At 78.1% G+C, this 24463-nt stretch carries 19 protein-coding genes; 11 read left to right on the top strand and 8 right to left on the bottom strand.

Annotated features, from left to right (window positions below):
• Nucleotides 1–57: 57 nt before the first annotated feature.
• The 3 genes from SK069_RS12565 (at nucleotide 58) to SK069_RS12555 (ending at nucleotide 4130) form a co-directional block, all read left to right on the top strand.
• Complete coding sequence (locus SK069_RS12565; protein WP_319954587.1) at nucleotides 58–1542, top strand: lipopolysaccharide biosynthesis protein; 1485 nt, start codon at nucleotides 58–60, stop codon at nucleotides 1540–1542.
• A gap of 208 nt (nucleotides 1543–1750) precedes the next feature.
• Nucleotides 1751–3067, top strand: a complete 1317-nt coding sequence (locus SK069_RS12560; RefSeq protein ID WP_319954586.1) for a hypothetical protein — start codon at nucleotides 1751–1753, stop codon at nucleotides 3065–3067.
• A 64-nt stretch (nucleotides 3068–3131) separates the two neighbouring features.
• Nucleotides 3132–4130, top strand: a complete 999-nt coding sequence (locus SK069_RS12555) for a calcium-binding protein (RefSeq protein WP_319954585.1) — start codon at nucleotides 3132–3134, stop codon at nucleotides 4128–4130.
• A gap of 64 nt (nucleotides 4131–4194) precedes the next feature.
• On the opposite strand, the gene SK069_RS12550 is transcribed toward SK069_RS12555, so the two are convergent.
• Genes SK069_RS12550 through SK069_RS12540 form a run of 3 tightly spaced genes read right to left on the bottom strand, consistent with a single transcriptional unit; the run spans nucleotide 4195 to nucleotide 6957 of the window.
• On the bottom strand, nucleotides 4195–5061 hold the full coding sequence (locus SK069_RS12550) for an ABC transporter permease subunit (protein ID WP_319954584.1): 867 nt from the start codon (nucleotides 5059–5061) through the stop codon (nucleotides 4195–4197).
• The gene (locus SK069_RS12545; RefSeq protein ID WP_319954583.1) at nucleotides 5058–5945 is read right to left on the bottom strand and encodes an ABC transporter ATP-binding protein; all 888 of its coding nucleotides are present in this window, start codon (nucleotides 5943–5945) and stop codon (nucleotides 5058–5060) included. Before SK069_RS12545 ends, SK069_RS12550 begins: the two co-directional genes overlap by 4 nt.
• A 46-nt stretch (nucleotides 5946–5991) precedes the next feature.
• On the bottom strand, nucleotides 5992–6957 hold the full coding sequence (locus tag SK069_RS12540; RefSeq protein WP_319954582.1) for a glycosyltransferase: 966 nt from the start codon (nucleotides 6955–6957) through the stop codon (nucleotides 5992–5994).
• Between the two features lie 127 nt (nucleotides 6958–7084).
• Here SK069_RS12540 and SK069_RS12535 point away from each other — a divergent pair, with 127 nt between their 5' ends.
• From SK069_RS12535 to SK069_RS12525, 3 genes are all read left to right on the top strand, one after another.
• Nucleotides 7085–9073, top strand: a complete 1989-nt coding sequence (locus SK069_RS12535; RefSeq protein ID WP_319954581.1) for a serine/threonine-protein kinase — start codon at nucleotides 7085–7087, stop codon at nucleotides 9071–9073.
• Nucleotides 9074–9146: 73 nt separating this feature from the next.
• Complete coding sequence (locus tag SK069_RS12530) at nucleotides 9147–10256, top strand: glycosyltransferase family 4 protein (RefSeq protein WP_319954580.1); 1110 nt, start codon at nucleotides 9147–9149, stop codon at nucleotides 10254–10256.
• Nucleotides 10257–10372: 116 nt separating this feature from the next.
• Nucleotides 10373–10846: a hotdog fold domain-containing protein gene (locus tag SK069_RS12525; protein WP_319954579.1), complete on the top strand. Its 474-nt coding sequence runs from the start codon at nucleotides 10373–10375 to the stop codon at nucleotides 10844–10846.
• 12 nt (nucleotides 10847–10858) lie between these two features.
• Here the strand turns inward: SK069_RS12525 and SK069_RS12520 are convergent, their stop codons facing one another.
• Nucleotides 10859–11557: a GNAT family N-acetyltransferase gene (locus SK069_RS12520; RefSeq protein ID WP_319954578.1), complete on the bottom strand. Its 699-nt coding sequence runs from the start codon at nucleotides 11555–11557 to the stop codon at nucleotides 10859–10861.
• A gap of 56 nt (nucleotides 11558–11613) precedes the next feature.
• On the opposite strand from SK069_RS12520, the gene SK069_RS12515 reads away from it, so the two are divergent.
• Both SK069_RS12515 and SK069_RS12510 read left to right on the top strand, forming a co-directional pair.
• A complete protein-coding gene (locus SK069_RS12515) occupies nucleotides 11614–12804 on the top strand; it encodes a glycosyltransferase (protein WP_319954577.1) in 1191 nt (396 codons plus the stop codon).
• A complete protein-coding gene (locus SK069_RS12510; RefSeq protein ID WP_319954576.1) occupies nucleotides 12801–13529 on the top strand; it encodes a sugar transferase in 729 nt (242 codons plus the stop codon). Before SK069_RS12515 ends, SK069_RS12510 begins: the two co-directional genes overlap by 4 nt.
• Nucleotides 13530–13596: 67 nt before the next feature.
• On the opposite strand, the gene SK069_RS12505 is transcribed toward SK069_RS12510, so the two are convergent.
• Nucleotides 13597–15126: a hypothetical protein gene (locus SK069_RS12505; RefSeq protein WP_319954575.1), complete on the bottom strand. Its 1530-nt coding sequence runs from the start codon at nucleotides 15124–15126 to the stop codon at nucleotides 13597–13599.
• 268 nt (nucleotides 15127–15394) lie between these two features.
• Here SK069_RS12505 and SK069_RS12500 point away from each other — a divergent pair, with 268 nt between their 5' ends.
• On the top strand, nucleotides 15395–16300 hold the full coding sequence (locus tag SK069_RS12500; protein WP_319954574.1) for an SDR family oxidoreductase: 906 nt from the start codon (nucleotides 15395–15397) through the stop codon (nucleotides 16298–16300).
• A 177-nt stretch (nucleotides 16301–16477) separates the two neighbouring features.
• Here the strand turns inward: SK069_RS12500 and SK069_RS12495 are convergent, their stop codons facing one another.
• Both SK069_RS12495 and SK069_RS12490 read right to left on the bottom strand, forming a co-directional pair.
• Entirely contained in the window at nucleotides 16478–17386 is a 909-nt protein-coding gene (locus SK069_RS12495; protein ID WP_319954573.1) for an N-acetylmuramoyl-L-alanine amidase, read from the bottom strand.
• A gap of 442 nt (nucleotides 17387–17828) precedes the next feature.
• Entirely contained in the window at nucleotides 17829–19322 is a 1494-nt protein-coding gene (locus SK069_RS12490; protein ID WP_319954572.1) for a hypothetical protein, read from the bottom strand.
• Between the two features lie 173 nt (nucleotides 19323–19495).
• Between SK069_RS12490 and SK069_RS12485 the strand changes: the two genes are divergently transcribed.
• Nucleotides 19496–20950 carry a virginiamycin B lyase family protein gene (locus SK069_RS12485; RefSeq protein ID WP_319954571.1) on the top strand — a complete coding sequence of 485 codons (1455 nt, stop codon included), beginning with the start codon at nucleotides 19496–19498 and terminating at the stop codon, nucleotides 20948–20950.
• Nucleotides 20951–21064: 114 nt separating this feature from the next.
• Here the strand turns inward: SK069_RS12485 and SK069_RS12480 are convergent, their stop codons facing one another.
• Nucleotides 21065–23896, bottom strand: coding sequence for a helix-turn-helix transcriptional regulator (locus SK069_RS12480; protein WP_319954570.1), 2832 nt, complete (start codon nucleotides 23894–23896; stop codon nucleotides 21065–21067).
• A 126-nt stretch (nucleotides 23897–24022) separates the two neighbouring features.
• Here SK069_RS12480 and SK069_RS12475 point away from each other — a divergent pair, with 126 nt between their 5' ends.
• On the top strand, nucleotides 24023–24331 hold the full coding sequence (locus SK069_RS12475) for a hypothetical protein (RefSeq protein ID WP_319954569.1): 309 nt from the start codon (nucleotides 24023–24025) through the stop codon (nucleotides 24329–24331).
• Nucleotides 24332–24463: the final 132 nt, after the last annotated feature.

Raw genomic sequence — 24463 nt, 5'->3', positions numbered from 1 at the left:
CGACGGGGCGGACCGCGGCGGATGGGCGCGCGCGGCGCTGCGTAGCCTGTCCCGGCGATGGCGCCGCACCCCCTCCGCCGCCTGGCCGCCTCCGGCCTGGCGTACCAGGCCTCCGGCGTCGTCGCCGGGGTGCTCGCGCTCGTCACGCTGCCGCTCTACACCTCGCACCTCAGCGAGGGCGAGCTCGGCTGGGCCGAGGTCCTGCTGACGTGGATCATCCTGCTGTCGATCGTCGTCCGCGGGGGCCTGCAGGAGGCGCTGCTGCGCCACTGGTTCCACGACGAGGACCCGGTCCGCCGCGCGCGGCTGGCCCGCCGCGTCGTCGCGCTCGTGGCGGCCGGCAGCACCGCGGTGGCCGGGATCGTGCTGCTCGCGGCCGCGCCGCTGGCCGAGCTCGTGCTCGACGACGGCGGCCACGAGGCGGCGGCGACGGTGCGCGCCGCGGCGCTCGGGATCTGGGCGTTCACGAACCTCGAGGTGCTCAACGCGCTGCTCCGCGCGCAGGAGGCGCGCCGCACGTACCTGCGCGCGTCGCTGTCGAACGTCGGGCTGACCGTCGGCGCGACGGTCCTCCTCGTGGTGGTGCTCGACCAGGGCGCGCCCGGCTACCTGCTGGGCAACTACCTCGCGTCGGTCGTGGTCCTCCTCGGGCTCTGGTGGTCGCAGCGCGAGCTGCTCCTCGGCCACCGCGGACCGGACGGCCCCGGGGTCCCGATGCGCGCCCTGTGGCGCTTCGGCCTGCCGACGGTCGTGCCCGAGGTCACCGTCTTCCTCCTCACCGTCGTGGACCGCCAGTGGCTGCTGCAGGAGGCCGGCAGCGACGCGGCGGGCGTGTACGCCGCGGCGGTGAAGCTCGCGACGCTCGTGATCGTCGTCGCGCGCGCCTTCCAGGCCGCCTGGCCTCCCCTGGCCTACGACCTGCCCGCCGAGGAGGCGCCGCCGGTCTACGCCCAGGTCGTCCGGCTCTACGTCGCGCTGCTCGGGACGGTCGTCGCGGCGATCGCGCTCCTGCGCCACGAGATCTGCGACCTGCTGCTCGGGGACGGCTTCTCGCCGGCGGCGAAGGACGCCGCGGCGGAGGCCCTGCCCTGGCTCGCCCTCGGCTGGGCGCTCTGGGGCCTCACGTGGGTCTTCACGTCGATCGCCGGCCGCGCGCACGCCACGGGGCGGACCCTGCCGGCCGCGGTCCTCGGCCTCGTCGTCAACGTCCTCGTCCTCGCCTGGCTCGTGCCCGACCACGAGGCGACGGGCGCGGCGCTCGCGCTCGTCGCCGCCTACGTCGTGGCGCTCGGCCTCGCGCACCTGCGCACGCGCCGCCTGCTCCGGGTGCCGTTCGACCACGCGCGGATGCTCGCCGCGGCCGCGGTGCTCGTCGCGCTCGTGCTGGCGGCCGACGCGCTGCTGCCGGGCGGCGGGGTCGACGGCTGGGCGACGCGGCTGGCCGGGTGCGCGCTGCTGCTGCCGGCGGTCGTGCTCGCCGGGGGCGTCCGGCGGGACGAGCTGCGGGGGCTGCGCGCGGTCCTCGCCGCGCGCCGGGCGTGACGCGCGGGCCCGCGCCGTCGCCGTCGCGGCGCCCGGGGCCAGGTCGCCGGACGCGAGCGCCCCGCCGGGCGGACGAACGTCGGACGTCCCCGCGCTCATGCTCCGCCGCCCGGCGGCCGATGGGACGATCAGGGAGTCCGTTCGCGGCAGCGGCGAGCCGTTCCCTCATGAATCCCCCAGACCGCTGCGCTACGGTGGCCGGAACGCCATGAGCACGAAGAAGCGCAGCAGGTCCAAGCGGTCGGGCTCGCCCACGCACAAGCGCGGGCAGGTCGCGGTCGTCCAGCCGACGGAGGTCGTCTTCGACCGGATCGGCAAGCCGGAGATCGATCGCATCCTCCGCGAGCAGCTCGGCATGCCGCTGGCGCTCTGCGTCGAGCGGTCATCGGTCGCGACGGTTCAAGCCTTCGTCGACGCGCTCGAGGCCGAGGACGACGCGGTAGCGGTCGTCCGCGAGGTCGAGGCGGAGCTCGGCATCGAGCCCGGCGCCCAGGAGCTGCCGGAGCTCACGCCGGAGCAGGAGGTCCTCCTGCTGCGCGCCGACGTCGACCAGGAGCGCCGGATCGCCGAGGTCGACAAGCGCCTGCTGGCGATCTGCCGCGAGGCGATCGTCGACCTCGACCGCCGCGCCGTTCGCGCCGAGAAGGAGCTCGAGCAGGCCCAGCGCCGCACGGAGCAGGCTCAGGCGCAGGCGGCCCGTCACGAGCGCCGCGCCGAGGAGCGCGTCGCCGAGTCGCAGGAGCTGCGCGGCCGGCTCGACAAGGCCGAGTCCGAGCTCGGCGAGCTGCGCGGCGAGCTCTCGCAGGCCCGGGCCCGCGGCGAGGAGCTGGCCGATCGGCTCGAGGACGCCCCCGAGGAGCCCGTCGTCGCCGGCGACGTCGCCGAGGAGGTCGACGACCTGCGCGCGCGGCTCGCGGAGCGCGAGCAGCTGCTGCTCGAGGCCCACGCCGAGCACGAGCGGCTCGAGGTCGCCCTCGAGGCCGCGCGCCGCGAGGCCGTCCGGCTGCACCACGAGGTCGCCGTCGACGACGAGGGCGACGACGCCGACGAGGAGCCGCTGCCCGAGGTCGAGACCGTCGCCGAGGCCGTCCACGTCGCGGCGAAGCGGTGCCGGAACCTCGTGTTCACCGAGCGGGCCTTCGAGACCGCCGCCGACAGCCCGTTCTGGCGGCCGGACATGATCCTCCAGGACCTCGCGACGCTCGATCGGGTCGCCGAGGCGTACCTGCGGCCCGAGGGGATCGGTCAGCCGGTCGGGCAGCTCGCGCAGGACCTCGGCCTGGACTGGCGGTCCGGCGTCGGGGACGTCTGGTACGGGATCCACCCGAACGACTACCACTTCCACCACGAGGGCCAGACCCTCCGGGTCGCGGAGCACGTCCGGGTCGCCAACGGTGCCGGGGCCCAGCGCTGCGCGCGGATCTACCTGAGCTTCCACCCCGGGCCGACGGCGGACAACCCGCTGCCGCGGGGGGTCTACGTCGGGCCGGTCGGGCGCAAGCTGCCCGACTCGACCACCGGTTGAGCCGGCCCCGACGCCCGTGGTTCCACCGATGAGGGAACCGCGGGACACCGGGTAGAACGGCGAGGTGCCGCGCTCGCCGTCGTTGCTCCTGAGCCTCTGCCTGGCGCTGCTCGGTGCCTCGACCGCGTCGGCGGCGTCCGTGAGCGTCGAGATGCAGGGCGACGCCTATCGCGTCGTCGGGGACGACGGTCCGAGCGCGCTCGACGTCCACGGCTCGATCGTCTTCACCGGGATGGAGTTCGAGGAGACGGCCGGCGGGACCGTGATCGCCGGCGCCGGGTGCCAGCAGCAGTCCGCGAGCGTCGTGCTCTGCCCGCCCCCGGACGCCGGCACGACGCTGACGGCCGACCTGGGCGGCGGGAACGACCGGATGAAGTACATCGCCGATCCGCCGAGCACGATCACGGCCGGCCCGGGCGACGACGAGATCGAGACCGGCTACGGGCGGGACGTCGTCCGAGGCGGCCCCGGTGACGACGTGCTCTCCGGTGGTCGCGGCGACGACGAGCTCTTCGGGGAGGACGGCGACGACCGCCTCGACGGCTGGGACGGCAACGACCTGCTCGACGGGGGCGCGGGGGCCGACGCGGTCACCGGCGACGGGGCGACCGTCTACGCCGGCGGCGACGACCGGATCCTCGTGCGCGACGGCACCGCCGACACGGTGACCTGCGGCGACGGCGCCGACGTCGTGCAGGCCGACGGGCTCGACGTGATCGCCGGCGGCTGCGAGGCGGTCGACCGCGCGGTCCCCGGGACCGGTCCCGACCGGCCGGGCGCCCCGCCGGCCAGCGGCGGCGGCGCCCGGCTGCTGCGCGCCAGCGCCCGTCCGCTGCGCGCGGGCATCGCGCTGTCGCTGCGCGTGTCGGCGCCGACGACCGTGACCGTCGCGGTCCGCCGGGGCGCTCGCAGCCTCGGCCGCGTCCGCTTCCGCGTCCCCCGGGCCGGCGGCTGGTCGCGATCGATCCGGTCGGTCGGCGGCCGGCGGCTGCGCCGCGGGACCTACCGCCTGCGCGTCTCGACCGGGGCGAGCTCCCGGACGCTCACCGCGCGCGTGCGCTGAGCGGCGCGGCGCGGGCCGGATCCCGGTGAGGCGGCGACGCGCGGACGAACGCCGGGGGAGGCGATCAGAGGTCCTGACGCGCCAGGCGCCACGACGCCAGGCCGGCGAGCAGGAGCGCCCAGACGGCGGCCCACGCGAGCGTCCCGGCACCCGCCGGGTCGGCGCCGCCGAACGGCCCGAGCTCCAGCAGCGGCTCGCGCGTCCCCGCGGTGAGCCGGTAGAGCACGTCCTCGTAGAGCGCCTGGAACGGCAGCACGAGCGCGACGACGTCGCCCGCGCGCTCGAGGGTGCGGTTGTCGATCGCGTCGCCGATCTGGCCCAGGAGGCTGCCGACGAGGCCCGCGCCGACGCACATGAACGAGCCGATCCCGCCCGCCACCTGGCTCAGCAGGACGGACGCGGCGAGCGACAGCAGCGCGACGAGGCCGACGGCGAGCGACAGCTCGATCGCCGACCACAGCACCTGGTCGGCGACGAACCCGCCGCGCCAGCGCATGATCGCGGTCGCGCCGAGGTGCAGGACCAGCGCGTAGGGCACCGCGATCGCGGTGGCGGTGAGCCACCGGCCGGCGAGGACCCGCAGGCGCCCGGGCGGGCGCACGAGGAGCGGCTGCAGGAGCCCGCGCTCGGCGTCGCCGCGGATCGCCCCGGCGGTGAGGAAGATCGCGAGCGTCGCGCCGAGGAAGAGCGTGGCGAAGCTCGCGAGCCCGAGCAGGACGCCGGCGGTCGCGGCGTCGATCGCCGGCTCGACCTGGTCGGCGACCGCGTCGCCGAACGCCCCGCCGCGCGGGACGGCGTCCTTCTCCACCACGCCGACCCCGAGCCAGTAGAGGACGAGGAAGGCGACCGACAGCGCGACGACGACCGGCAGCACCCGGCGCCGGACGGCCTCGCGCAGGCCGAGCCGGGCGATGACGAGCACGTCCCTCATCGCCGCTGGACCCCGCCGTCGGTCGCGCCGCCGACGGCCTCGCGGTAGACGTCCTCGAGCGTCGAGCGGCGGACGCGCACCCCGTAGACCCGCTCGCCGTCGGCGACGGCGGCGGCCACGAGCGCCGGCGCGTCGTCGCGACCGGCGCCCTCGACGATCCGCACGCCGCGGTCGGTCTCCAGCTCGACGCCGGCGGCGCGCGTCAGCACGCTCGGCCGGTCGTCGGCGACCACCCGGCCGTCGACGACGATCGCGACGCGATCGCAGACGCGCTCGACCTCGCCGAGCAGGTGGCTCGACAGGAGCACGCCGACGCCGCGGTCGCGCAGCGCGGTGAGCAGCTCGCGCACGATCGCCCGCCCGACCGGATCCAGGGCGCTCGTCGGCTCGTCGAGCAGGACGATCCGCGGCGCGCCGAGCAGCGCCTGCGCGATCCCGAGCCGCTGCTGCATCCCCTTCGACATCGCCCCGACCCGCAGGTCCCCGCTGTCCGCCAGTCCGACGTCGCGCAGCCGCCCGCGGCGCTCCTCGCTGCCCCCGGAGGACCCGGCGAGCCGCTGGTGCAGCGCGAGCACCTCGTCGGCGGTGAGCCAGTCGGGGAAGCGGAAGAGCTCCGCGAGGTAGCCCGTCGCCCGGCGGGCGGCCGCGGTCCCGACCGGGTGGCCGTCCACGAGCACCGTGCCGCCCGTGGGGTGCACGAGGCCGCAGGCGATCTTCGTGAGCGTCGTCTTGCCGGCGCCGTTCGGGCCGAGCAGGCCGACGAGCTCGCCCGGCGCCACCTGCAGGTCCACGCCGAGCAGCGCCGCACGGCCCCCGCGATAGGTCTTCTCGAGCCCCCGCAGCTCGAGGGCCGGCGCGGAGGAGGGGGGACCGCCCGGAGCCACGGCGCGAACCGTACCCGCTCCCGGCCCGCGCGACCCGCGGTTCGGGTCAGGCGGCGCCGGCCGGCGGCGTCTCGAGCTGCGCGTTGAACGCCTCCGCCGCCTCGCGGATCCCGACGCCGTGGTTCGGCGCGAGGGTCGAGCGCACGTGCCACCAGTAGCGGCGGGGCGAGTGCCCGGGCAGGACGAGGGCCGCGAGCGCGCGCAGGAGGTACGGCCACGCCGCGAGCGGCCGGCAGAGCCACGCGACGACCGGCCCGTGGTGGGCGACGAGGTAGCGCTCCTGGTTGCGGTGCAGCTCGACGATCCGCCGCCGCGCGCCCGCCCCGGTCGAGAGGCCCTCGTGGTGGACGCAGCGCGCCGCGGGCACGTGGAGCGTGTGCCAGCCGTTGTCGGCGAGCCGGCGCTGCAGGTCGACCTCGTCGCCGTAGACGAAGTACTCCGGGTCGAGGTGCCCGATCGTCGCCGACGCCGCGATCCGCACGAGCAGGCACGCCGACTGGCACCAGTCGACGCGGCGCGTGCTCGCGCCGCCGGACTGCACGACGAGCGCGCGGTGCAGCAGCAGCGACTGGGCGAGCGTCGTCCCGAGCCCCGGGAAGCGCCACGCCGAGGGCTGCTCGACGCCGTCGGGCCGCAGGAGCGCCGCGCCGGCGCAGGCGGCGCGCGGGTCGCGCTCCAGCGCGTCGAGCAGCTCCTTCGTCGCCCCGGCCTGGAGCTCGCTGTCCTCGTTCAGGAGCAGCGCGTAGCGGCCGCGCGCGGTGTCCAGCAGGAGGCTGTCGTTCGCGGCCTTGCCCTGGCGGCGCTCGAGGGCGATGACCGTCGCGCCGACCGGGTGCTCGCGGGCGATCCGGACGCTCTCGTCGGTCGAGGCGTTGTCGAGGACGAGGACCTCGGTCGGCAGCTCGAGCAGGCGCTGCTCGCGCGCGATCGCGTCGAGGCACGCCGGCAGCACGTCGGCGCCGTTCGTGCCGACCACGCAGAAGCTGATCACCGGGGTGGCGCCCGCCGTCACGCGGGGCACGGTACCGGCTGGGACCGCTGCGGCCCGCCGCCGCACGCGCGCTGTCGCGGCGGACCCGGGGACGACGGCCCGCCGGGTGCGCCAGACTGCGGAGCGGCGCTCCCCCCGCTCCCCCGCGATGCCCGACGTCCCCGACCAGATCGCCGCCTACCGGATCCTCCGGCCGCTCGGCAGCGGCGGGATGGGCACCGTGCACCTGGCCGAGCACGTGACGCTCGGCCGACGCGTGGCCCTGAAGCTCCTCGCGCCCGAGCTCGCCCACGACGACGGGTTCCGCGAGCGGTTCATGCGCGAGGCGCGGCTCGCCGCCCGGCTCGACCACCCGGCGGTCGTGCCGGTCTACGACGCGGGCAGCGACGAGGCCGGCCTGTGGCTGGCGATGCGCTACGTGCCCGGCGAGGACCTCGCCGCGCGCCTGCGACGCCGCGGTCCGCTGCCGCCCGTGGCCGCCGTCGCCGTCGTCGAGGCGCTCGCCGCGGCGCTCGACCACGCCCACGCCCAGGGGATCGTCCACCGGGACGTGAAGCCGAGCAACGTCCTGCTCGAGGGCCCCCTCGGCGACGACCCGGGCGCGCTCCCCGAGCGGGTGCTGCTCGCGGACTTCGGCCTCACGGCCGAGCTCGACGGCAGCGGCGAGCTCACCCGGACCGGCACGCTGCTGGGATCGATCGACTACGTCGCGCCCGAGCAGGTCGACGGCGGCGACGTCGACGCGCGGGCGGACGTCTACGGGCTGACCGCGACGCTCGTCGCCGCCCTCACGGGAGCACCGCCCTACGACGGCACCACGGCCCGCAAGCTCTACGCGCACGTGAACGCCCCGCCGCCCGCGCTCGGCGAGGAGCGACCGGCGCTCGGGCCGTTCGACGAGGTCGTCGCCGCCGGCATGGCCAAGGACGCCGCCGCGCGCCCCGCGACCGCCGGGGCGCTGGCCGCGGACGCCCGGATGGCGCTGCGACGGATCGCCGAGCCCCAGGCGACGCAGCCGATGGCGGCCGTCGATCCCGACGGCGCCCCGGCCCGCCCGGTCCCGCCGCCGGGCGCCGAGCCCGCGGCGCGCCCGCGGGACGCGGAACCGACGCGCGTCGTGCCCGGCACCGAGCCGACCGTCGCGCGCCCGCGCGACGCGGACCCGACGCGGGTCGTCCCCGCCGAGCCCACCCGGGTCGCGCCCGGCCCGGGACGGGCCGCGCCCGCGGGCGACCCGGTCGGCCCCGCCGCGCGCCACGAGGTCGCGCGGATCGCCGTCGAGCGGGGCACCGATCCCACGCGCGTCCGCGCGGGTCGCGACGGAGCGGGCCCGGCCCCGCCGGCGTCGGGCGCCGCGGCCGCCGGCGGTCGTCGAGCGGCGCCGTGGGCGATCGCGGGGCTCGTCGCCCTCCTCGTGGCGCTGGGAGCGGTCGTGGCGCTCGGCCTCTCCCGCGGCGACGACGGCAGCGACGTCGCGTCGACCCGGTCGACGTCCTCCGCCGCGCAGGACGAGGGACGGACGACGGGCGAGGGCGGTCCGGCGACCGACGGCGACGGGACGTCCTCCGGCGACGCGGCCGGCGCCGACGAGGGCACGACGACCGACGGCGGTGACGCCGGGAGCCCACCGCCTGCCGGCGGCACGCCGGTCGAGGGCGGCGGCGTGCTGCGCGCCGGGTCGGGGGCGCCGATCGCGGGCGCCCCGCCGGCGGAGTACCTGGCCGCCGACCAGGGCTGGCGGACCGCCCTGCCCGCGCCCGCCGAGGGGGGCTGGGCGCCGCCGTCGCGCACCGCGCGGTCCGGCGGCGCGCTGCACCGGGTGCGCCAGAGCGGTCCCGGCGGGCGGGTCGTCATCGTCGACCACACGCCGGGCCAGGCGGCGAGCTTCGCCAGCCGCCGCGACGACGAGCGACGCGCGGTCCCGGGCACCGCCGCGGGCACCGCGACCGGCTACGGCTTCTCGGACCGGCGGATCAGCGGGATCCCGGAGTGCGGCGCGGGGTACTGCGTCGACGTGCCGCTGAACCTCGGGCCGGACGGTCCGGGGTGGGGCGTGCTCGCCGCGGCCCCGACGGCGGACGAGGCGTGGGCGACCGCGATCCGGATCGCGCAGGCCACGGGGCGCACCGGCGGCTGACGCCGACGGGACGCAGGTCGAGCCCCGCTCGTGGCCGGCGGTCCGCGGGCCGGTCCGCGAAGATGCCGGCTGCGTGCACGTCCGGCTCGTCGATCCCTCCGCCTACACCCCGCCGTACGACCACGCGCTCGCGAGCGCGCTCGTCCGCGCCGGGGCGCGGGTGACGCTCGCCACGAGCGAGTTCCCCTACGGCGACGTGCCGGGGCCCGAGGGCTACGCGATCGAGCGGCGCTTCTACCGCCGCGGTCGTGGGCCGGCCGGCTCGCTGCAGCGGCGGATCACGAAGCTCGCCAGCCACGTGCCCGACATGCGCGCGCTGCGCCGCGACGCGCGCGACGCCGACGTCGTCCACTTCCAGTGGCTCGCGCTGCAGCAGCTCGACGGGCTGCTCCTGCCCCGCGGTCGCCCGGTCGTCCTCACCGCGCACGACGTGCTGCCGCGCGAGCCGCGCCCCGGGCAGCTGCGGGCCCAGGAGCGGCTGTACCAGCGCGTCGACGCGGTCGTCGTCCACTCCCACCACGGCCGGGACCGGCTCGTCGGGCAGCTCGACGTCGACCCGGCGACGGTCCACGTCATCCCCCACGGCGCCTTCGCGCACCTCGCGGCCGTCGAGCGCGCCGCGCTGCCCCGCCCGCTCGACGCGGTGAAGCGCCCGGTCGTCCTGCTCTTCGGCCTCGTGCGGCCGTACAAGGGACTCGACGTCCTGCTCGACGCGTGGCATCGCCTCGGCGGCGACCGGGCGCCGGCGGAGCTGTGGGTCGTGGGGCTGCCGAAGATGGACCTCGCCCCGCTCAAGGCGCAGGCGCCGCCCGGGGTGCGGTTCGTCGACCGGTTCGTCGCCGACGAGGAGGCCGCGGCGTTCTTCGACCGTGCCGACGTCGTCGTGCTGCCCTACCGCGAGATCGACCAGTCCGGGGTGCTCTTCACGGGTCTCGCGTTCGGCAAGCCGCTCGTGCTGAGCGACGTCGGCGGCTTCCCGGAGATCGCCGCGGAGGGCGCCGCCGAGCTCGTGCCCGCGGGGGACGCCGCTGCGCTGGCGACCGCGCTCGAGCACCTGCTCGTGGACCGCGAGCGGCGGCGCGAGCTCGGGATCCGGGCCGGCGCCCTCGCCCGCGGGCCGTACTCGTGGGACGCCGTCGCCCACGCGCACCTCGAGCTCTACCGCGCGCTGCTCGGGGGCTGAGCACCCGTCCGGCCGCCGCCGTGCGTCCCGATCGCTCGGGCACGACGGTCGCGGTACCGGCGACGCCGTCGTCGGGCCGGCGATCCGCGAACTGCTACCGCGGGTAGGATTCGGTCATGCCGGCCCTCGACCTCCTCGCCGCCCACCGCCGTGCCCGGCGCCTGCCGCTGGGCCGGACCGTCGTCTCGCGGGCCTATCGCGCGGCCGCGCCGTACTTCCTCACCGTCCCCGCGGAGCTGCGCGAGCTCGAGCCGGGGCGCGCGGTGGCGAGCATGCGCGCGGTCCCGTGGACCCGCAACCACCTCGGGACGGTCCACGCGATCGCGCAGTGCAACCTCGCCGAGTACGTCATGGGCGCGGTCGCCGAGGCGACGGTCCCGGCCAGCCACCGCTGGATCCCGCGCGGCATGACCGTCGGCTACCGCGCGAAGGCCACCGGCCGGCTGACCGCCACGGCGACGCTCGTCCTGCCCGAGCCGCTCGCCGAGCGGCAGGAGCTGCCGGTGGCCATCGAGCTCGCCGACCGCGCGGGGACGGTCGTCTCGACGATCGAGATCCGGATCTGGGTCACGGCGCGTCCGGCCGCGTGACCGTCGCCCGGCTCAGCGCGTCGCGCCGGCGGCCCGCGTCGGCTGCAGCTCCCGCAGGGACCGCCGCTGGCGCCCGGCGTCGTCGAAGCTCGCCGGATCGAGCCAGGTGCGGAACGCGGCGTCGACCGCCGGCCACTCGTCGTCGCCGATCGAGAACCAGGCGGTGTCGCGCGTCCGGCCCTGGACGACCATGTGCTGGCGGAAGGTCCCCTCGTAGGTGAAGCCGAACCGCTCGGCCGCCGCCCACGAGCGGCGGTTCAGCGCGTTGCACTTCCACTCCAGGCGCCGGAAGCCGCGGGCGAACGCCTCCGTGGCCAGCAGGTGGACCGCCTCCGTCGCCGCGCGCGTGCGCTGCAGCGGGGCACCGAACCAGACGTGGCCGATCTCGATCCGGCCGTGCTCCGGCACGACCGACATGAGGGCCAGGCAGCCCGTCGCGCGCCCGTCGCGGATCACCGCGTGCAGCAGCGGGTCCTCCGTCGCCGCGAGCTCGCCCAGCTGGACGTCGAACGCCGGGCGATCCGGGAACGGGCCGTAGGGCAGGTAGTCCCACAGCGCGGGGTCGCCGGCCTGCGCCGCCCACAGCGCGTCGCCGTGCGCGGCGGGATCCAGCCGCTCCAGGCGGACGTCGCGCCCCACGAGCGTCCGGCCGTCCGGCGGCGTGGCCGGCGTCCAGTCGATCCGCGCTCCCAGGCGGGCGTCGTCGTCCATCCACGGCACCGTAGTCCGAACGGCCTCGGCTCGCGGGCTCTGCGACGATCCGCGCCGTGCGGCTGCTGCACCTCACGAGCCTCGCGCTCCTCGCCTGGACCCACGCCGGGTGGGGGCTGCTGCTGCGCGCGCTGCGCCCGCTCGGCCGCGTCGCCGACGATCGCGAGTCGCGCCCGGCCGGTCCGCCGACCGGGCTGCGCGTCGCCGACGGCACCGTGCCGCGCGTCTCGGTCGTCGTCGCCGCCTACGCCGAGCAGGACGTGATCGCCGCGACGGTCGCCGCCCTGCGGGCGCAGGAGTGGCCGGCCGAGCTGCTCGAGATCCTCGTCGCCTGCGACGGGTCGCCGGACGCGACCGCCGAGCGGGCGCGCGCGGCCGGCGCCGACGTCGTCCTGGAGCTCGAGCGCGGCGGCAAGCACGCCGCGCAGGCCGCGGCGGTCGCCCGGGCCCGCGGCGAGATCCTCGTCTTCAGCGACGCGAACACGCGCTGGGCGCCCGACGCCCTGGCCGAGCTCGTGGCGGCGTTCGAGGATCCCGACGTCGGCTACGCCTGCGGACGGGTGGCGTTCGTGGCCGCCGACGGCGCGACGAACCAGGAGGGCGCCTACTGGCGGCTGGAGATGGCGCTGCGCCGCCGCGAGAGCGACTGGTGGTCGGTGACCGCCGGCAACGGCGCGATCTACGCGCTGCGCGCCGACGTCTGGCCGCGGCTGCGCACCGAGCGCGGGCACGACCTCTCGCTGCCCCACCAGGTCGTCCGGCTCGGCCTGCTCGCCGTCGACCGTCCGACCGCCCGGGCGACCGAGCCGCTCGTCCCGACGCTCGAGGGCGAGTCGGCCCGCAAGCGGCGGATGATGGCCCAGGCGTGGCGGATCGTCCTGCGCGGCGGCCGCGACGGGGGCCTCGGCGGCGGGATCCTCGACCCCCGCGGGCTGCCGCCGCGCTACCTCGCCGCGATCGTCAGCCACCGCTGGCTGCGCTACGCCAGCCCGCTGCTGCACCTGCTCGCGCTCGCCGCGGGCGCGCTCCTGCTCGTGCGCGGCCGCGCGACCCGGATCGACCGGCTGCTGCTCGCCGCGCACCTCGCGCTCGGCGCCGGCGCGGCGGCCGGCACGGTGGTCCCGTCCCGGCCGCTGCTGCTCTGCCGCTACTACGTCTCGATGACGGCGACGATCGCGCTCGGCCTGGCCGACTTCCTGCGCGCCGGCGCGCCGGCCGGCTGGGAGCCGGCGGAGGGCACCCGATGAGCGCCGGCGGCCCGCGGCCGTCCGCCGAGCCCGTCGAGGACGCGCACGCCGAGCTGCGGGCGGCGATGCGCGCGTCCGGGGCGCGGGTCGGTCCCGACGGCCCGATCGTCCGGCCGGCCGGTGGGGGCCCCGCCGAGGTCGTCCGGCGCGCCTTCGACGTCGTCGTGGCCGGGGCGGCGCTCGCCGTCCTGGCGCTGCCGCTGGCGCTCGTGATGCTCGCCGTCCGGCTCGAGTCCCCGGGCGGCGCGATCTTCCGCCAGCGACGGGTCGGCCGCGACGGCCGGGTCTTCGAGGTCCTGAAGCTCCGCACGATGGTCCAGGGCGCCGAGCGGCTCGGCGCCGGCCTCGCGATCGAGCAGGGCGACGCGCGCATCACCCGCCTCGGGCGCCTCCTGCGGCGGACCTCGATCGACGAGCTGCCGCAGCTCGTCAACGTGCTGCGCGGCGAGATGGCGATCGTCGGTCCCCGACCGACGGTCCCGAGCCAGGTGGAGCGCTACGACGCCCGCCAGCGCGAGCGGCTGCTCGTCCGCCCCGGCCTCACCGGCTGGGCGCAGGTCCAGGGCCGCACGACGCTCAGCTGGCCCGAGCGGATCGAGCTCGACCGCTGGTACGTCGCCCACCGCTCGCTGCGCCTCGACGCCGAGATCCTCCTGCGAACGGTCCGGGTCGTCCTCGGCGGCGAGGGCGTCGAGCGCGACGGCGCCGCCTGGCGCGACGCCTGACCCATCGCGCGTGCGGCGCGCGGGGCGCGGGGAGGGACGAGCCGCTGCGGCTGGGCGTGCGACGTCCCTAGCGGCGCAGCCGGACCCGCAGCCGGTGGACGGCGTCGTCGGCGGCGACCCGGACGACGAGCGACCGGGTGCGCGGGCCGACGCGGACCCGCAGCGTCCGGCCGGTCGTGCCGAGGACGCTGCGGCGCCCGCCGAGGACGCGGAACCGCGCGCGCAGCGGCTCGCCGGTGCACGCGAACCGCAGGCCGACGCGGATCCGTGCGACGCCATCGCGGACCCGCCACCGTCGCGCGGGCGCGGTGAGCGTCGGGCCGCAGCCGGCGCGCTCGTCCGGGACCCAGCGGTCGCCCGCCCGGCGCAGGCCGAGCCAGACGTCGCCGGCCGCCGCGGCGGCCTCGCGCAGCCGATGGCCGTCGCGACCGGTCCGCGGGACGGCCGTGCCGCCCGCCTCGCGACACCCGCGCGCCGCCGACGCCGCCGGGAGCGCCACGGGGGACGCGCTCCAGCGACCGTCCGCGGCGCGGCACGCCGCGCGCAGGGCGTCGGTGCACGGCCGCGTGGTCCAGCGCCCGTCCGGGCGCTGGGCGGCGCAGTCGCCGGCCGCGGGCTGGCCCGGCGCCCAGCTCCAGACGAACGCCGTTCGGCGCGCGTCGTCGCGCAGCAGGTGGTCGAAGCCGACGATGTCCACCCCGCAGCGCAGCATCCGGGCGACGAGGGCCGGGGACATCCGGGTGTGGCCGGTGCCCGCCGCGGCGCCGAGCATCGTCAGGTCCTCGTAGTAGCGCACGGGGTGGGCGTCGTACTGGACGCGCGTGATCTCCGGGCCGCAGTCGGGCGCGTCGCGCAGCGCCGCGTTGTCGCCGGCGGTGATCCGCGGCTCCTCGTCGAAGACCCAGGAGGACCAGCGGGCGCCGACGCCGCACGGCCCGATGAGCAGGAGCTGGCGCCCGGCCGCGAGGATCTGGGCGCGCGTGAGCTCCAGCGGCATCGGCCGGCAGGTCCCGGGCGGGCCGTCCGGGCGCAGGACGCGCCGGCCGAGCGTCCGCTCCAGGACCGCGGCCCCGGCGTCGTAGCCGGTGGTGCCGCCGCGGCCCTCGAGGTGCGACTCGAGGTAGAGCAGCACGACCTCGGCGGGGTGGCGATCCAGCCAGCGGGTGAGCTCGGTGAGGCGGGCCTCCAGCGGCTGCTCGAGCGTGCACACCGTGTGGCAGACCGTCGCGGGCTGGTCGAGCAGCGGCAGCGGCGCGAGCGGCGGATGGACGTCGATCTCGAGGTGCCGGACGCCGGCGTCGAGCTGCCCGGTGAGGTCGAGGGTCTGGTTCGGGTCCAGCGTCGCGAGCGCGAGGCTTGGCCGGTTGTAGGAGTTGTGCGTCGCGAGCCAGGGCGCGTCGCGCAGCGGCACGTCGTCGGCGAGGTGGTGCTGCAGGTCCAGCGCGCGGTCGACCCAGGCGCGGGTCGGTGCCGGATCGGCCGCTGACGCGGTCGCGGTCGTCGCGCCCAGGACGAGCGCGGTCGTGGCCGCGCAGAGCGCCGTGATCCACGACCGTCGTGGCCGTCCTGGTCGCCGCCCGTCCCGTGCACACCGCATTTACACGACTGTAACCTCCGCGCGCCGGTGCGTGGGGACGGTCGGGTCGGGACGGGATCACGGGAGCGCACCACCGGCCGCCGTCGACCCCTGCGACGTGCGCGCCGGTACCCCGGTCGCGATCGAGCGGCGGCTCCCGTCCGCCCCGCTCGCCGGCGTCCGGGCCTGCCGGTTGACGGGCGCCGGGAATCCGCGTTAGGGTCGAACGTGACGCAGGCGTCAACTTTCGCGGGCCACCGGACGGCCCGCAGCGAGGAGGAGCACCACGATGGCCAAGCAGCCGCGAGTCCTGGTCGGGCAGGTCGCCGCGATCACCGGCGGAGCCCGGGGGATCGGCAAGGAGACGGCGCGCGCGCTCGTCGCCGAGGGGATGAAGGTCGCGATCGGCGACCTGGATCTCGACGTCGCCGAGGCGACCGCCCGCGAGCTCGCGCGCGGCGGGTCCAACGTCCGCGCCTACCGGCTCGACGTCACCGACCGCGCGTCGGTCCGCGCGTTCATCGAGGCGACCGAGCGGGACCTCGGCCCGATCGGCGTCTTCGACAACAACGCCGGGATCATGCCGGTCGGCGCGTTCCTCGACGAGAGCGACGACAGCACCCGGCGGCAGATCGACATCAACGTCTACGGCGTGCTGAACGGGGTGAAGGAGATCCTGCCGCTGTTCGTGGAGCGGCGCCGCGGCCACCTGATCAACGTCGCGTCGATGGCCGGCAAGGGCGGCTTCCCCGGCGTCGCGACGTACTGCGGCACGAAGCACTTCGTCGTCGGCCTGTCGGAGTCGCTGCGCGGCGAGCTGCAGTACGTCGACTCGCCCGTCGAGGTGAGCTGCGTCATGCCGGCGATCGTCCAGACCGAGCTCGCGACCGGGCTCAAGGCGACCCGCGGCGTGAAGCCCACGACGCCGGAGGACGTCGCCGAGGCGATCGTCGACGCGCTGAAGTTCCCGCGCTTCGACGTCATCGTCCCGAAGTCCGCCGCCGTCGCCAACGGCGTCCTGCAGCTCCTGCCCCGTCGCGGGCGCGAGGGGCTCGCCCGGGCGCTCGGCGCCGACAAGGCGCTGATCGAGGCCGACCAGGGCGCGCGCCAGGGCTACGAGGTGCGCGCCGCGCACAGCGATCCGCAGCTGGCGTCCGGCGATCAGCCGGCGGCGCTGTCCGGCGGTCAGGACTGACCGCCGGTCCCGTCCGCGGCGGGCTCGGGCCCGTCGCGGTGCTCCGGCGATCCGGTCGCACGTCGCCCGCGGCGCGGCTTTCCACCCGGGCGACCACGAGGAGGGATCGGCCGCCCCGGCCGGATCCGGCCTTCGCGGACCGCCGGGGATCCGGGCGACCGCGAAGCGCGTCAGGTCCTAGCGCTCGAGGAAGCGGGTCACCCCGTCGGCGAGCGCCCGCGCCGCTCGAGCGCGCCAGGCGGCGCTCGACATGCGCCGCGCGTCGGTCGCGTTGCGCATGTTCCCCGTCTCGATCATGACGCCCGGCACCCGCAGGAGGTTCAGGCCGCCGAGGTCGGTGCGCACGTCGAGCCCGGCGCGCCCGAGGTACGTCGCGTACGGCATGCCGCTGCCGCGGCGGTAGGCGCGGCGGAGCTCGAGGCCGAGCCGGCGGGACGGGGCGACGATCGCGTCGTGGCCACCCACCTGCGGCACCCGGCCGGGCAGGATCACGTGGAAGCCACGCCCGGTCGCCGGGCCGCCGTCGCCGTGGATCGACACCGCCGCGTCGGCCTCGGCGGCGTTCGCGATCCGCGCCCGCCGGTCGATGCACGGGCCGACCCCGCGGTCGTCGCCGCGCGTGAGGACGACCCGCGCCCCCCGGGCGCGCAGCTCGTCGCGCAGCGCGCCCGCGAGCAGCCAGGTGTAGCGGTGCTCGGGGAGCCCCCGGACGCTCGTCGTGCCGACGGCCTGGCACGCCTTGCGGCGGTTGCCGATCCAGACCGTGCGGTTGATGACGTCCGGGCGGCTCGCGCTCGCGCCGTTGTGCCCGGGGTCGACGACGATCGTGCGCCCGGCGAGCGGCGGGTCGTCGAGCTCGGTGTCGGCGGTCGCCGGTGCAGCGGCGTCGGTCGTCGCGGCGACGCGGGTGGCGTCCGGCGCCGCGGGCCGGTCGAGGGCGGCCGCGGCGGCCGGATCCGCGGGGGTGGCGGCGGACGGCGGCACGGTCGCGGCGCCCTCGAACGCCACGTCGGGCTCGGCGTCGGCGCCGCAGCCGGCGAGGGCCAGCGCGACCACGGCGACGGCGGGGAGGGGCGGGCGGGGCACGTGAGGATCCTCGCGCACCGTCCCCATCGGCGGGCGATCGGGGCCCGCGCTCGGCCGTGCGGCACCCGCCGATGGCGCGTCGGCGCTCGCGGCACCCGCGTCTCCGGCTCGACGAGAGCCTTCGAGACGGGTGCCTGACGCCGCGCGCTCGAGGGCGATGCTCGCGATCCGCGACGGGCGCGATGGCCGCTGGTGCCGCCCCTCCCGGGCCGCTGCTCGACCTGTGGTCGACGTCGAGGCTGCGCCCGGGCCGCGAGCACGAGGACCGAGCGGCCGGGATCGGCCACGCGGTCGGGCCCGCTCGCGCCTCCCCCGGCCGGGACGAGCCCGGTGACGCCTGAGCACCCGATCGTCGCGGGCGCCCCGGACGGACCACGACGTCGGCCGTCGTCGTGCGACGGCCGCCGGTGCGCCCGAGCGGGCCCCGTCGCGGATCGACCGCTCAGCCCGCGAGGCCCGCCGCGTCGGCGGCCAGCGCGTCGAGCGCGGCGGACGAGCGGCCCGCGGCGTCGACCGGCCGCCAGAGGCCGATGAGCCCGGGCCCGGCCGGATGCACGAGGTCGCATCCCCGCGGCGCGGCGCCCGAGCGGGGAGGGCCGGCGACGACGGCCACGAGCCAGTGGCGGGGCGGGGCGGGATGGACCGAGCCGTCGATCCAGAGTCCGAGGTGCCCGGGAGCGCCACCCGCGAGGTCGCCCTGCCACGCCTGCAGCAGACGTCCGGGCACCGGGGCGTCGAGCACGCGGCGCAGCGCCTCCGGGTCCTCCGGCCGCAGGGCGCGGGTCCGCGCGTGCTCGCGACCGAACGCCTCGAGGCCCCAGGCGACGCTCGCCGTGCGCGTCCGGTCGTCGAGGTGCTCCCGCCCGGTCGCCCGTGCCGCGCGCACCGCCGCGACGAGCCCCACGAGCAGCCAGGCGACTCCGGCGGCCATGCCGAGCGGCTCGTCGTCCCACCACGACCACGCGAGGCCTCCGAGGCCGGGCACGAGCGTCAGGACGAGGAGCGCGCCGAGCGCCCAGCGCCGGACGGTCCGCGCCGCGCGACGGCTGCCGGCGCGCACGATCGGCGCGTAGCCGGCCTGCGCCTCCGCGACGTCGGCCGGCGGGGTCGGCCAGTGCCGCAGCGCCACGCCGGCGTCGACCCAGCGACGGCGCAGGTCGTCGGGACGCTCGCCGAGCCACCCGTCGGCCCGCAGGACCGGACGGCTCGACGCGATCGCGGCGAGGGCGCCCGTCACGGCGGAGGCGAGCCGGCAGAGGGCGTCGAGCTCGCCCGCGTCGGTCACGAGCCGTCCGGGGACCCAGACCCCGAGGGCGCCGAGCTCGACGACGAGCCGGGTGCCGTCGGGCGCCGCGGCCCACGCGCTCCGGACGTCCTCCGCCAGCAGCCGCTCGACGGCCGGCTCGTCCTCCGGCGGGTCCAGGCGCCAGCGGATGCCGTCGCGCACGACGGTCGCCGAGGGGCGGGCGACGATCGACCCCGCGGGATCGGCGACGGGATCGGCCTCCGGCCCCCGCCGGTCGATCGTCAGCGCGGCGCGGCTCGCGCCCGGGTCGGCCCCCGCCTCGGCGAAGGCCACGGCCCGCGAGCCGGTCCCCGTCGGGACGAGCACGATCGTCCGGACGCCGGCGACCCACCGCGAGCCGTCCCCGCCCTCGGTGCGGCGCAGCGACACGTGGTGCCCGAGCGCGCCGGTCGCCCCGCCCGGCAGGACCCCCTCGCAGAGGTGATGGGTCGTGCGCTCCTCGCGGCGGCGGGTGTCGTCGCGCACGACCCCGTGGGCCCCGGAGCGCCGCTCGAGCGGGGCGCGGTGCGCGCCGACGCCGAGGCCGGCCCGCAGCGGCTCGAGGATCGGGGGCAGGAGCCCCGCGGGCGTGAACTCGAGTCCGCGGGCCCGGGCCCACTCCTGCATCGCCTGCGCGCGTCGGTCGGTCATCGCCGCCTCAGGATCCCCGACGGTCGGGCCGCCGACCAGCGGGACCGCCCGATCCGGGCCTCGGACGGGACTCCGCGGGGATCAGGGTGCGGGTTGCGGGCACGCCCGGATGTCCGGCCGCCGCGCGCCGCCGAGCATGGCGCCCCTCCTGCCCCCGATGCCGGAGCGCCCCCATGAGCCGTCCCGTCCCCTCGCCCACCCCGATGCCCCGCCGATCGCGGCGCGCCCGCCGCGGCGCGACGGCGCTCGCCCTCGCGCTCGCCGCCGGCGCGACGCTGCCGCCGGTGGCCGGCGCCGCCCCGAGCGTCGGCGCCGTCCTGGACCTGCCCGCGCCGCCGCGCCACCTCACGACGACGCCCGACGGCGACGTCTGGATCGCCCTCGGCGGGACGAATCCCGACCTCGCCCGTGTCCACGACGGCGTGGTCACCGGCTTCGCGCTCGCGGCGGCGTCGTTCCCCTCCGGGATCACCACGGGCCCCGACGGGCGCCTGTGGCTGACGCAGTCCGGCGGCGTCGTGCGCGTCGACCCGGCTGCGCCGGCGTCGGGGACCGCCTTCGCGATCCCCGGCCTCGACGATCCGCGACGGATCGTCACGGGACCGGACGGCAACCTCTGGACCGCGAGCGGCGATCGCGTCTTCCGGATCCCGCCGGGCGACCCGGCCGGCCGCGCGACCTTCACCGTCGCCGGGATGAGCGCGACCTCGATCGCCGCGGGCGGCGACGGCCACCTCTGGATCACGGACTTCGCCGGTCAACGCGTCGTCCGCATGGCGACGGACGGGACCTTCACGACGACCGCGCTCGGCGAGAGCCCGCAGGACGTCGCGGCCGGCCCCGACGGCCAGGTGGCGATCACGGGCCCGACGAGCAGCCCGCACCGGATCTGGCGGGTGACCGCGGGCGGCCAGCCGGACGCCACGCTCGTCCCCGCGTCGGACGTGTTCGGCATCGCCTACGGCGGCGACGGCGCGTACTGGAGCGCGCGGTTCGCGACCGCGAGCCTCGCGCGCCTGACGCCGTCCGGCGAGGTCTCCGAGCTCACCGGGCTGCCGACGGGCTCCGGTCCCCGCTACCTCGTCGCCGCGGGCGGACGCCTGTGGGTGGGTCTGGAGCAGAGCGAGCAGGTCGCCGAGATCCGCGACGTCGCGCCGCCGGTCCCGGCGGATGAGCCGCCCGTCGTCGGCGGCGATCCGCCGCCGGTCGTCGACCGCGCGGCGCCGCGCGTGAGCGACACCACCGTCCTGCGCCGCCGCTTCCGCGCCGGGCGGGTGCTGCGGCCGGCGCGCGGTGGCCGGTCGGGCGTCGGCACGGCGCTGCGCCTGACGCTCGGCGAGGCGGCGACCGTCGCGGTGACGGTCGAGCAGCGCCGGGCCGGGCGCCGGGCCGGCGGCACCTGCCGGCCGCCCCGCCGGACGCGGTCGGGACGAGCGTGCAGCCGCTGGGTGCCGGTGCAGGAACTCCGTCGGACCGCCGCTGCGGGCCGCGTGTCGATCCACCTCGACGGCCGACGTCGCGGGCGGGCGCTGCCCGCCGGGGCCTACCGGCTGCGCGTCCTCGCCATCGACGCCGCCGGCAACCGCTCGCCGGTCCGCACGCGCGCGATCCGGATCGTGCGGCGCTGACCGTCCAGGAGCCGCGCGCCGGGGACGTCGAGCGGCGCGCGGGCCTCCTGCCGGCCTGGAGCCCCGTGCGCGGGCGCTCGGACGGGCGTCGCAGCCGCTCGACGTCCTGACGCGTCAGTCGCGGCCATCGCGCTCGCGGTCGACCATCCGCGCGACCTCGAGCCGCGAGCTGACGCGGAGCTTCTGGAAGACGTTGCGCAGGTGGCTCTCGACGGTCTTCGGACTGAGGTAGAGAGCCCCGGCGATCTCCGCGTTCGTCCGCCCGTCGGCGACGAGCTCGGCGATCTCGCGCTCCCGGCCCGACAGCGACGGCAGGCCGGGAGCGCCGACGACGCCGCGGACGGGACGCCGGCCCAGGCGCCGCATCTCGCGTGCCGCGTCGTCCCGGAACGCCCGGGTCCCCGCGGCCTCCGCCTCGGCGACGGCCTGCTCGAGCTGCTCGAGCGCCGCGTCGCGCTCGCCGGCGCGGCCGAGGGCCCGCCCGGCCAGCACCCGCGTGCGCAGGGCCTCGACCGGTCCCGGCGCCTGCAGCTGCAGCTCGACCGCCTCGAGCGCGAGGGTCGCCGCGGCGGCCGGGTCGTCGGCGAGCGCGATCCGCGCCGACGCCCGCCGCGCCCACGACCGGGCCAGCGGCAGGCCGAGGCGGTCGGCCTGGGCGACGACGCGATCCCGCGCCGCCTCCGCGGCCGGACGGTGGCCGAGCTCGAGCTCGATCGCGCAGAGGAGGTCGAGCGCGTAGCAGCGCCAGAACCCGGCGATGGCCGGGAACTCCGGGGCGCCGGCGGCCGCGGCGGCCTCGAGCGCCCGGCCGTGGTTGCCGACCTGGAGGAGCAGGTCGGCCTCGACGAGCCGCAGCTGGACGAGCACGGGGTTCGTGTCGACGGTCCCCGCGACGCGCAGCGTCTCGTCGAGCCGGGCGAGGCCGGCCTCGATCTCCCCGGCGTAGAAGTCCGCGAAGACGGCGTTCATCTCGACCCACGCGAGCGACAGCGGGGCGCCGTCGATGCGCGCCTCCTCGACCGCGTCGTCGAGGATCCGGCGCGCCTCGGGCAGCCGGCCGAGCATCGCCGTGGCGTACCCCCGCCCGAGCGCGAGGACGGGCAGGAGCGCGCCCTGGCGGGTGGCCCGGGCGACGCGCATCCCGCGCTCGGCGTGCCGGATGAGCGCCGCGAACCGCTCGAGGTACATCGCGGCGAGCGTCAGGAAGTGGAGGCCGTCGAGCCGGACGGCGAGCGCGTCGTCGGAGAGCGTCGCGGCGAGCGCGTCGCCGGCGTCCCAGTGCTCGCGCGCGTCGTCGACCCGGTCCTGCAGCAGCCCCGCCCACGCCAGGGCGCCGAGCGCGGCGAGCTCGTGCGGCGCGTCGCCCGCCTGCCGGGCGGCGTCGAGCGCCTCGGCGGCGCGCTGCTCCATCGTCACCGGGTCGGCGCGGTAGAAGGCGTCGGCGGCGAGCTCGACGAGCAGCGCCGCCCGCGGCGCCGGGCGATCGCCCGCGGCCGCGAGCTCCTCCTCGAGCCGGCGGCGGGCGTCGCGGTGGCGTCCGAGCCGGTGGTCGACCCCGGCGGCGGCGACGACGAGCCGGCGGCGGCGCTCCTCGTCCTCGGGCACCTCGATCCGCAGCGCCTCGTCGAGCGCGGCGCGTGCCCCCTCGCTGTCGCGCGTCGCCACGCGGGCGGCGGCCAGCGGCTCGAGCACGGCGAGCCGCTCCTCCGCCGTCGGGTCGGCACCGCGGAGCAGCGCATCGGCGCTCGTCAGCCAGTCGGCGGCGCTCGCGGGCACCTGGTCGACGACCGCGGCCGCGCCGGCGACGAGCAGCGCGACGGCGTCCCGGTCCCCGGGCGAGGCCGACCGGGCGACGTGGTGCGCGAGCAGCGCCGGTGGGGCGCCGCGGTCGCGGAGCAGCGCCAGGACGCGACCGTGCGCGGCGGGGCGCCAGCCCGCGCCGGTCCCCTCGTAGACCGCGCGCCGCACGAGCGGGTGGCGGACGTGCAGCCGCCGGCCGTCGGCGGCGACCCGCAGGAGCCCGAAGCGGACGAGCTCGTCGATCGCGGCGGCGGTCGTCGCCGGCGCGGTCTCGGCCGCGGCGGCCGCGAGCTCGGGCTCGAACGGATCGCCGGCCACGACGCCGCCCTCGAGCACCCGCCGGGTGTCCGCGGCGAGCGGGCGCAGCTCGGCGGCGATCGCGTCGCGGACGGTCCGGGGCACGGGGCCCTCCTCCGTCGCGCGCGCGAGCTGGAGGAGGTAGAAGGGGTTGCCGCCGCTCTCCTCGCGCAGCGCGACCCGTCGCTCGGCCGGCACGGAGGCGCCGAGCAGCTGGTCGCAGGCCGCCGCGTCGAGGACGTCGAGCCCGATCCGCAGGAGGCGCGCGTCGCGCTCGGCGCGCTCGAGCGCGGCGGCGAGGCGCTCGGGCACCTGGGCGGGCCGCGCGGCCACGACGAGGGTCGTGCGGAGCGCCGGGCGTCGCAGCAGCCCGGCGACGAGGTCCAGCGAGGCGTCGTCGCCCCAGTGCAGGTCGTCGAGCAGGACGACGAGCCGCCCGCCGTGGTGCGCGGCGAGGCCGGTGAGCAGCGCGCGGAACGCGGCGTGCAGCCGGTGGCGCTCGGCCAGCAGCGGCGAGGCGTGGCGCTCGGCGCGGGCGGCCAGGGGCGGCAGGACGGCGGCGAGCGCGTCGACGGTCTCCTGTCCGCCGAGCGCCTCGAGCGGCAGGCGCGGGTCGGCGAGCGCGTCGGCCAGCGCGTCGACCCAGACCCCGAACGGCAGGTCGCGCTCGAACTCGCCGCCCGCGCCGCGGACGACGGCGGTCCCGGCCTCGCGCAGGCGCCGCTCGGCCTCGGCCAGGAGCCGGGTCTTGCCGATCCCGGGCACGCCCTCGACGGCGACGGGGCGCCCGCCACCCGGCTCCCCGGTCGCGTCGAGCAGCAGGCGCAGCTCCTCGTCGCGGACGAGCATCGCGTCGGCCGGTGGTCGTGAGCGCGCGATGGGGGCAATCTATGCGACGCGCCCGGCGCCGTCCCGCAGGCGATGATCAGGGTGTTCCCTGATGTGCGGGATGCGCCGGACCGGCACGGTGGAGCCGTGCCGATCCTCGCCTACCTCGGAGGAGGCCCCGACCCGCTCGGCGACCGACGGGAGCTGCGCGCTCCCGACGGCACGGTGCTGCTGCTCGACGGTCGCGTGCTGGAGCTCTTCGCGCCCGGCGACGCCGGCGGAGGGTCGCGACGCTGGCACGTCGCGCAGCTCGACGTCCAGGCCGAGCGCGACGCGGCCGCCTCGCGGGTGCGCCTGCGCCCGCGCGACGGCGGCGTCGGGACGGAGCTGGCGCTGCCGGCCGACGCGTGGTCGGCCGTCACCGCGTTCGTCCAGGCCGTGGCCCGCGCCCGCTGAGGGACGCGGGCGGCCCGGCGGGCGCTAGCTGAGTTGCCCACGGTCTTCGTGAACATGGAATAGGTGCCGGGCCTGTTCGGGATGCTGGGAGTTGCGAGACGCCCCAGAGCCCGAAAGGCCCGGCAGTGGAAG

The sequence above is a fragment of the Patulibacter brassicae genome, from assembly GCF_033949425.1.
Classification (GTDB): domain Bacteria; phylum Actinomycetota; class Thermoleophilia; order Solirubrobacterales; family Solirubrobacteraceae; genus Patulibacter; species Patulibacter brassicae.
The sequence above is the reverse complement of the archived record's forward strand: the minus strand, read 5'-3'. Positions and strand labels throughout refer to the sequence as shown.

Excerpts from the sequence above, each read along its gene's own strand:
- SK069_RS12535 (WP_319954581.1), top strand. The coding sequence starts at position 7,085 with ATGCCCGACGTCCCCGACCAGATCGCCGCCTACCGGATCCTCCGGCCG.
- SK069_RS12510 (WP_319954576.1), top strand. The coding sequence starts at position 12,801 with ATGAGCGCCGGCGGCCCGCGGCCGTCCGCCGAGCCCGTCGAGGACGCG.
- SK069_RS12500 (WP_319954574.1), top strand. The coding sequence starts at position 15,395 with ATGGCCAAGCAGCCGCGAGTCCTGGTCGGGCAGGTCGCCGCGATCACC.
- SK069_RS12505 (WP_319954575.1), bottom strand. The coding sequence starts at position 15,126 with ATGCGGTGTGCACGGGACGGGCGGCGACCAGGACGGCCACGACGGTCG.
- SK069_RS12480 (WP_319954570.1), bottom strand. The coding sequence starts at position 23,896 with ATGCTCGTCCGCGACGAGGAGCTGCGCCTGCTGCTCGACGCGACCGGG.
- SK069_RS12520 (WP_319954578.1), bottom strand. The coding sequence starts at position 11,557 with ATGGACGACGACGCCCGCCTGGGAGCGCGGATCGACTGGACGCCGGCC.
- SK069_RS12490 (WP_319954572.1), bottom strand. The coding sequence starts at position 19,322 with ATGACCGACCGACGCGCGCAGGCGATGCAGGAGTGGGCCCGGGCCCGC.
- SK069_RS12550 (WP_319954584.1), bottom strand. The coding sequence starts at position 5,061 with ATGAGGGACGTGCTCGTCATCGCCCGGCTCGGCCTGCGCGAGGCCGTC.
- SK069_RS12560 (WP_319954586.1), top strand. The coding sequence starts at position 1,751 with ATGAGCACGAAGAAGCGCAGCAGGTCCAAGCGGTCGGGCTCGCCCACG.
- SK069_RS12565 (WP_319954587.1), top strand. The coding sequence starts at position 58 with ATGGCGCCGCACCCCCTCCGCCGCCTGGCCGCCTCCGGCCTGGCGTAC.
- SK069_RS12525 (WP_319954579.1), top strand. The coding sequence starts at position 10,373 with ATGCCGGCCCTCGACCTCCTCGCCGCCCACCGCCGTGCCCGGCGCCTG.
- SK069_RS12485 (WP_319954571.1), top strand. The coding sequence starts at position 19,496 with ATGAGCCGTCCCGTCCCCTCGCCCACCCCGATGCCCCGCCGATCGCGG.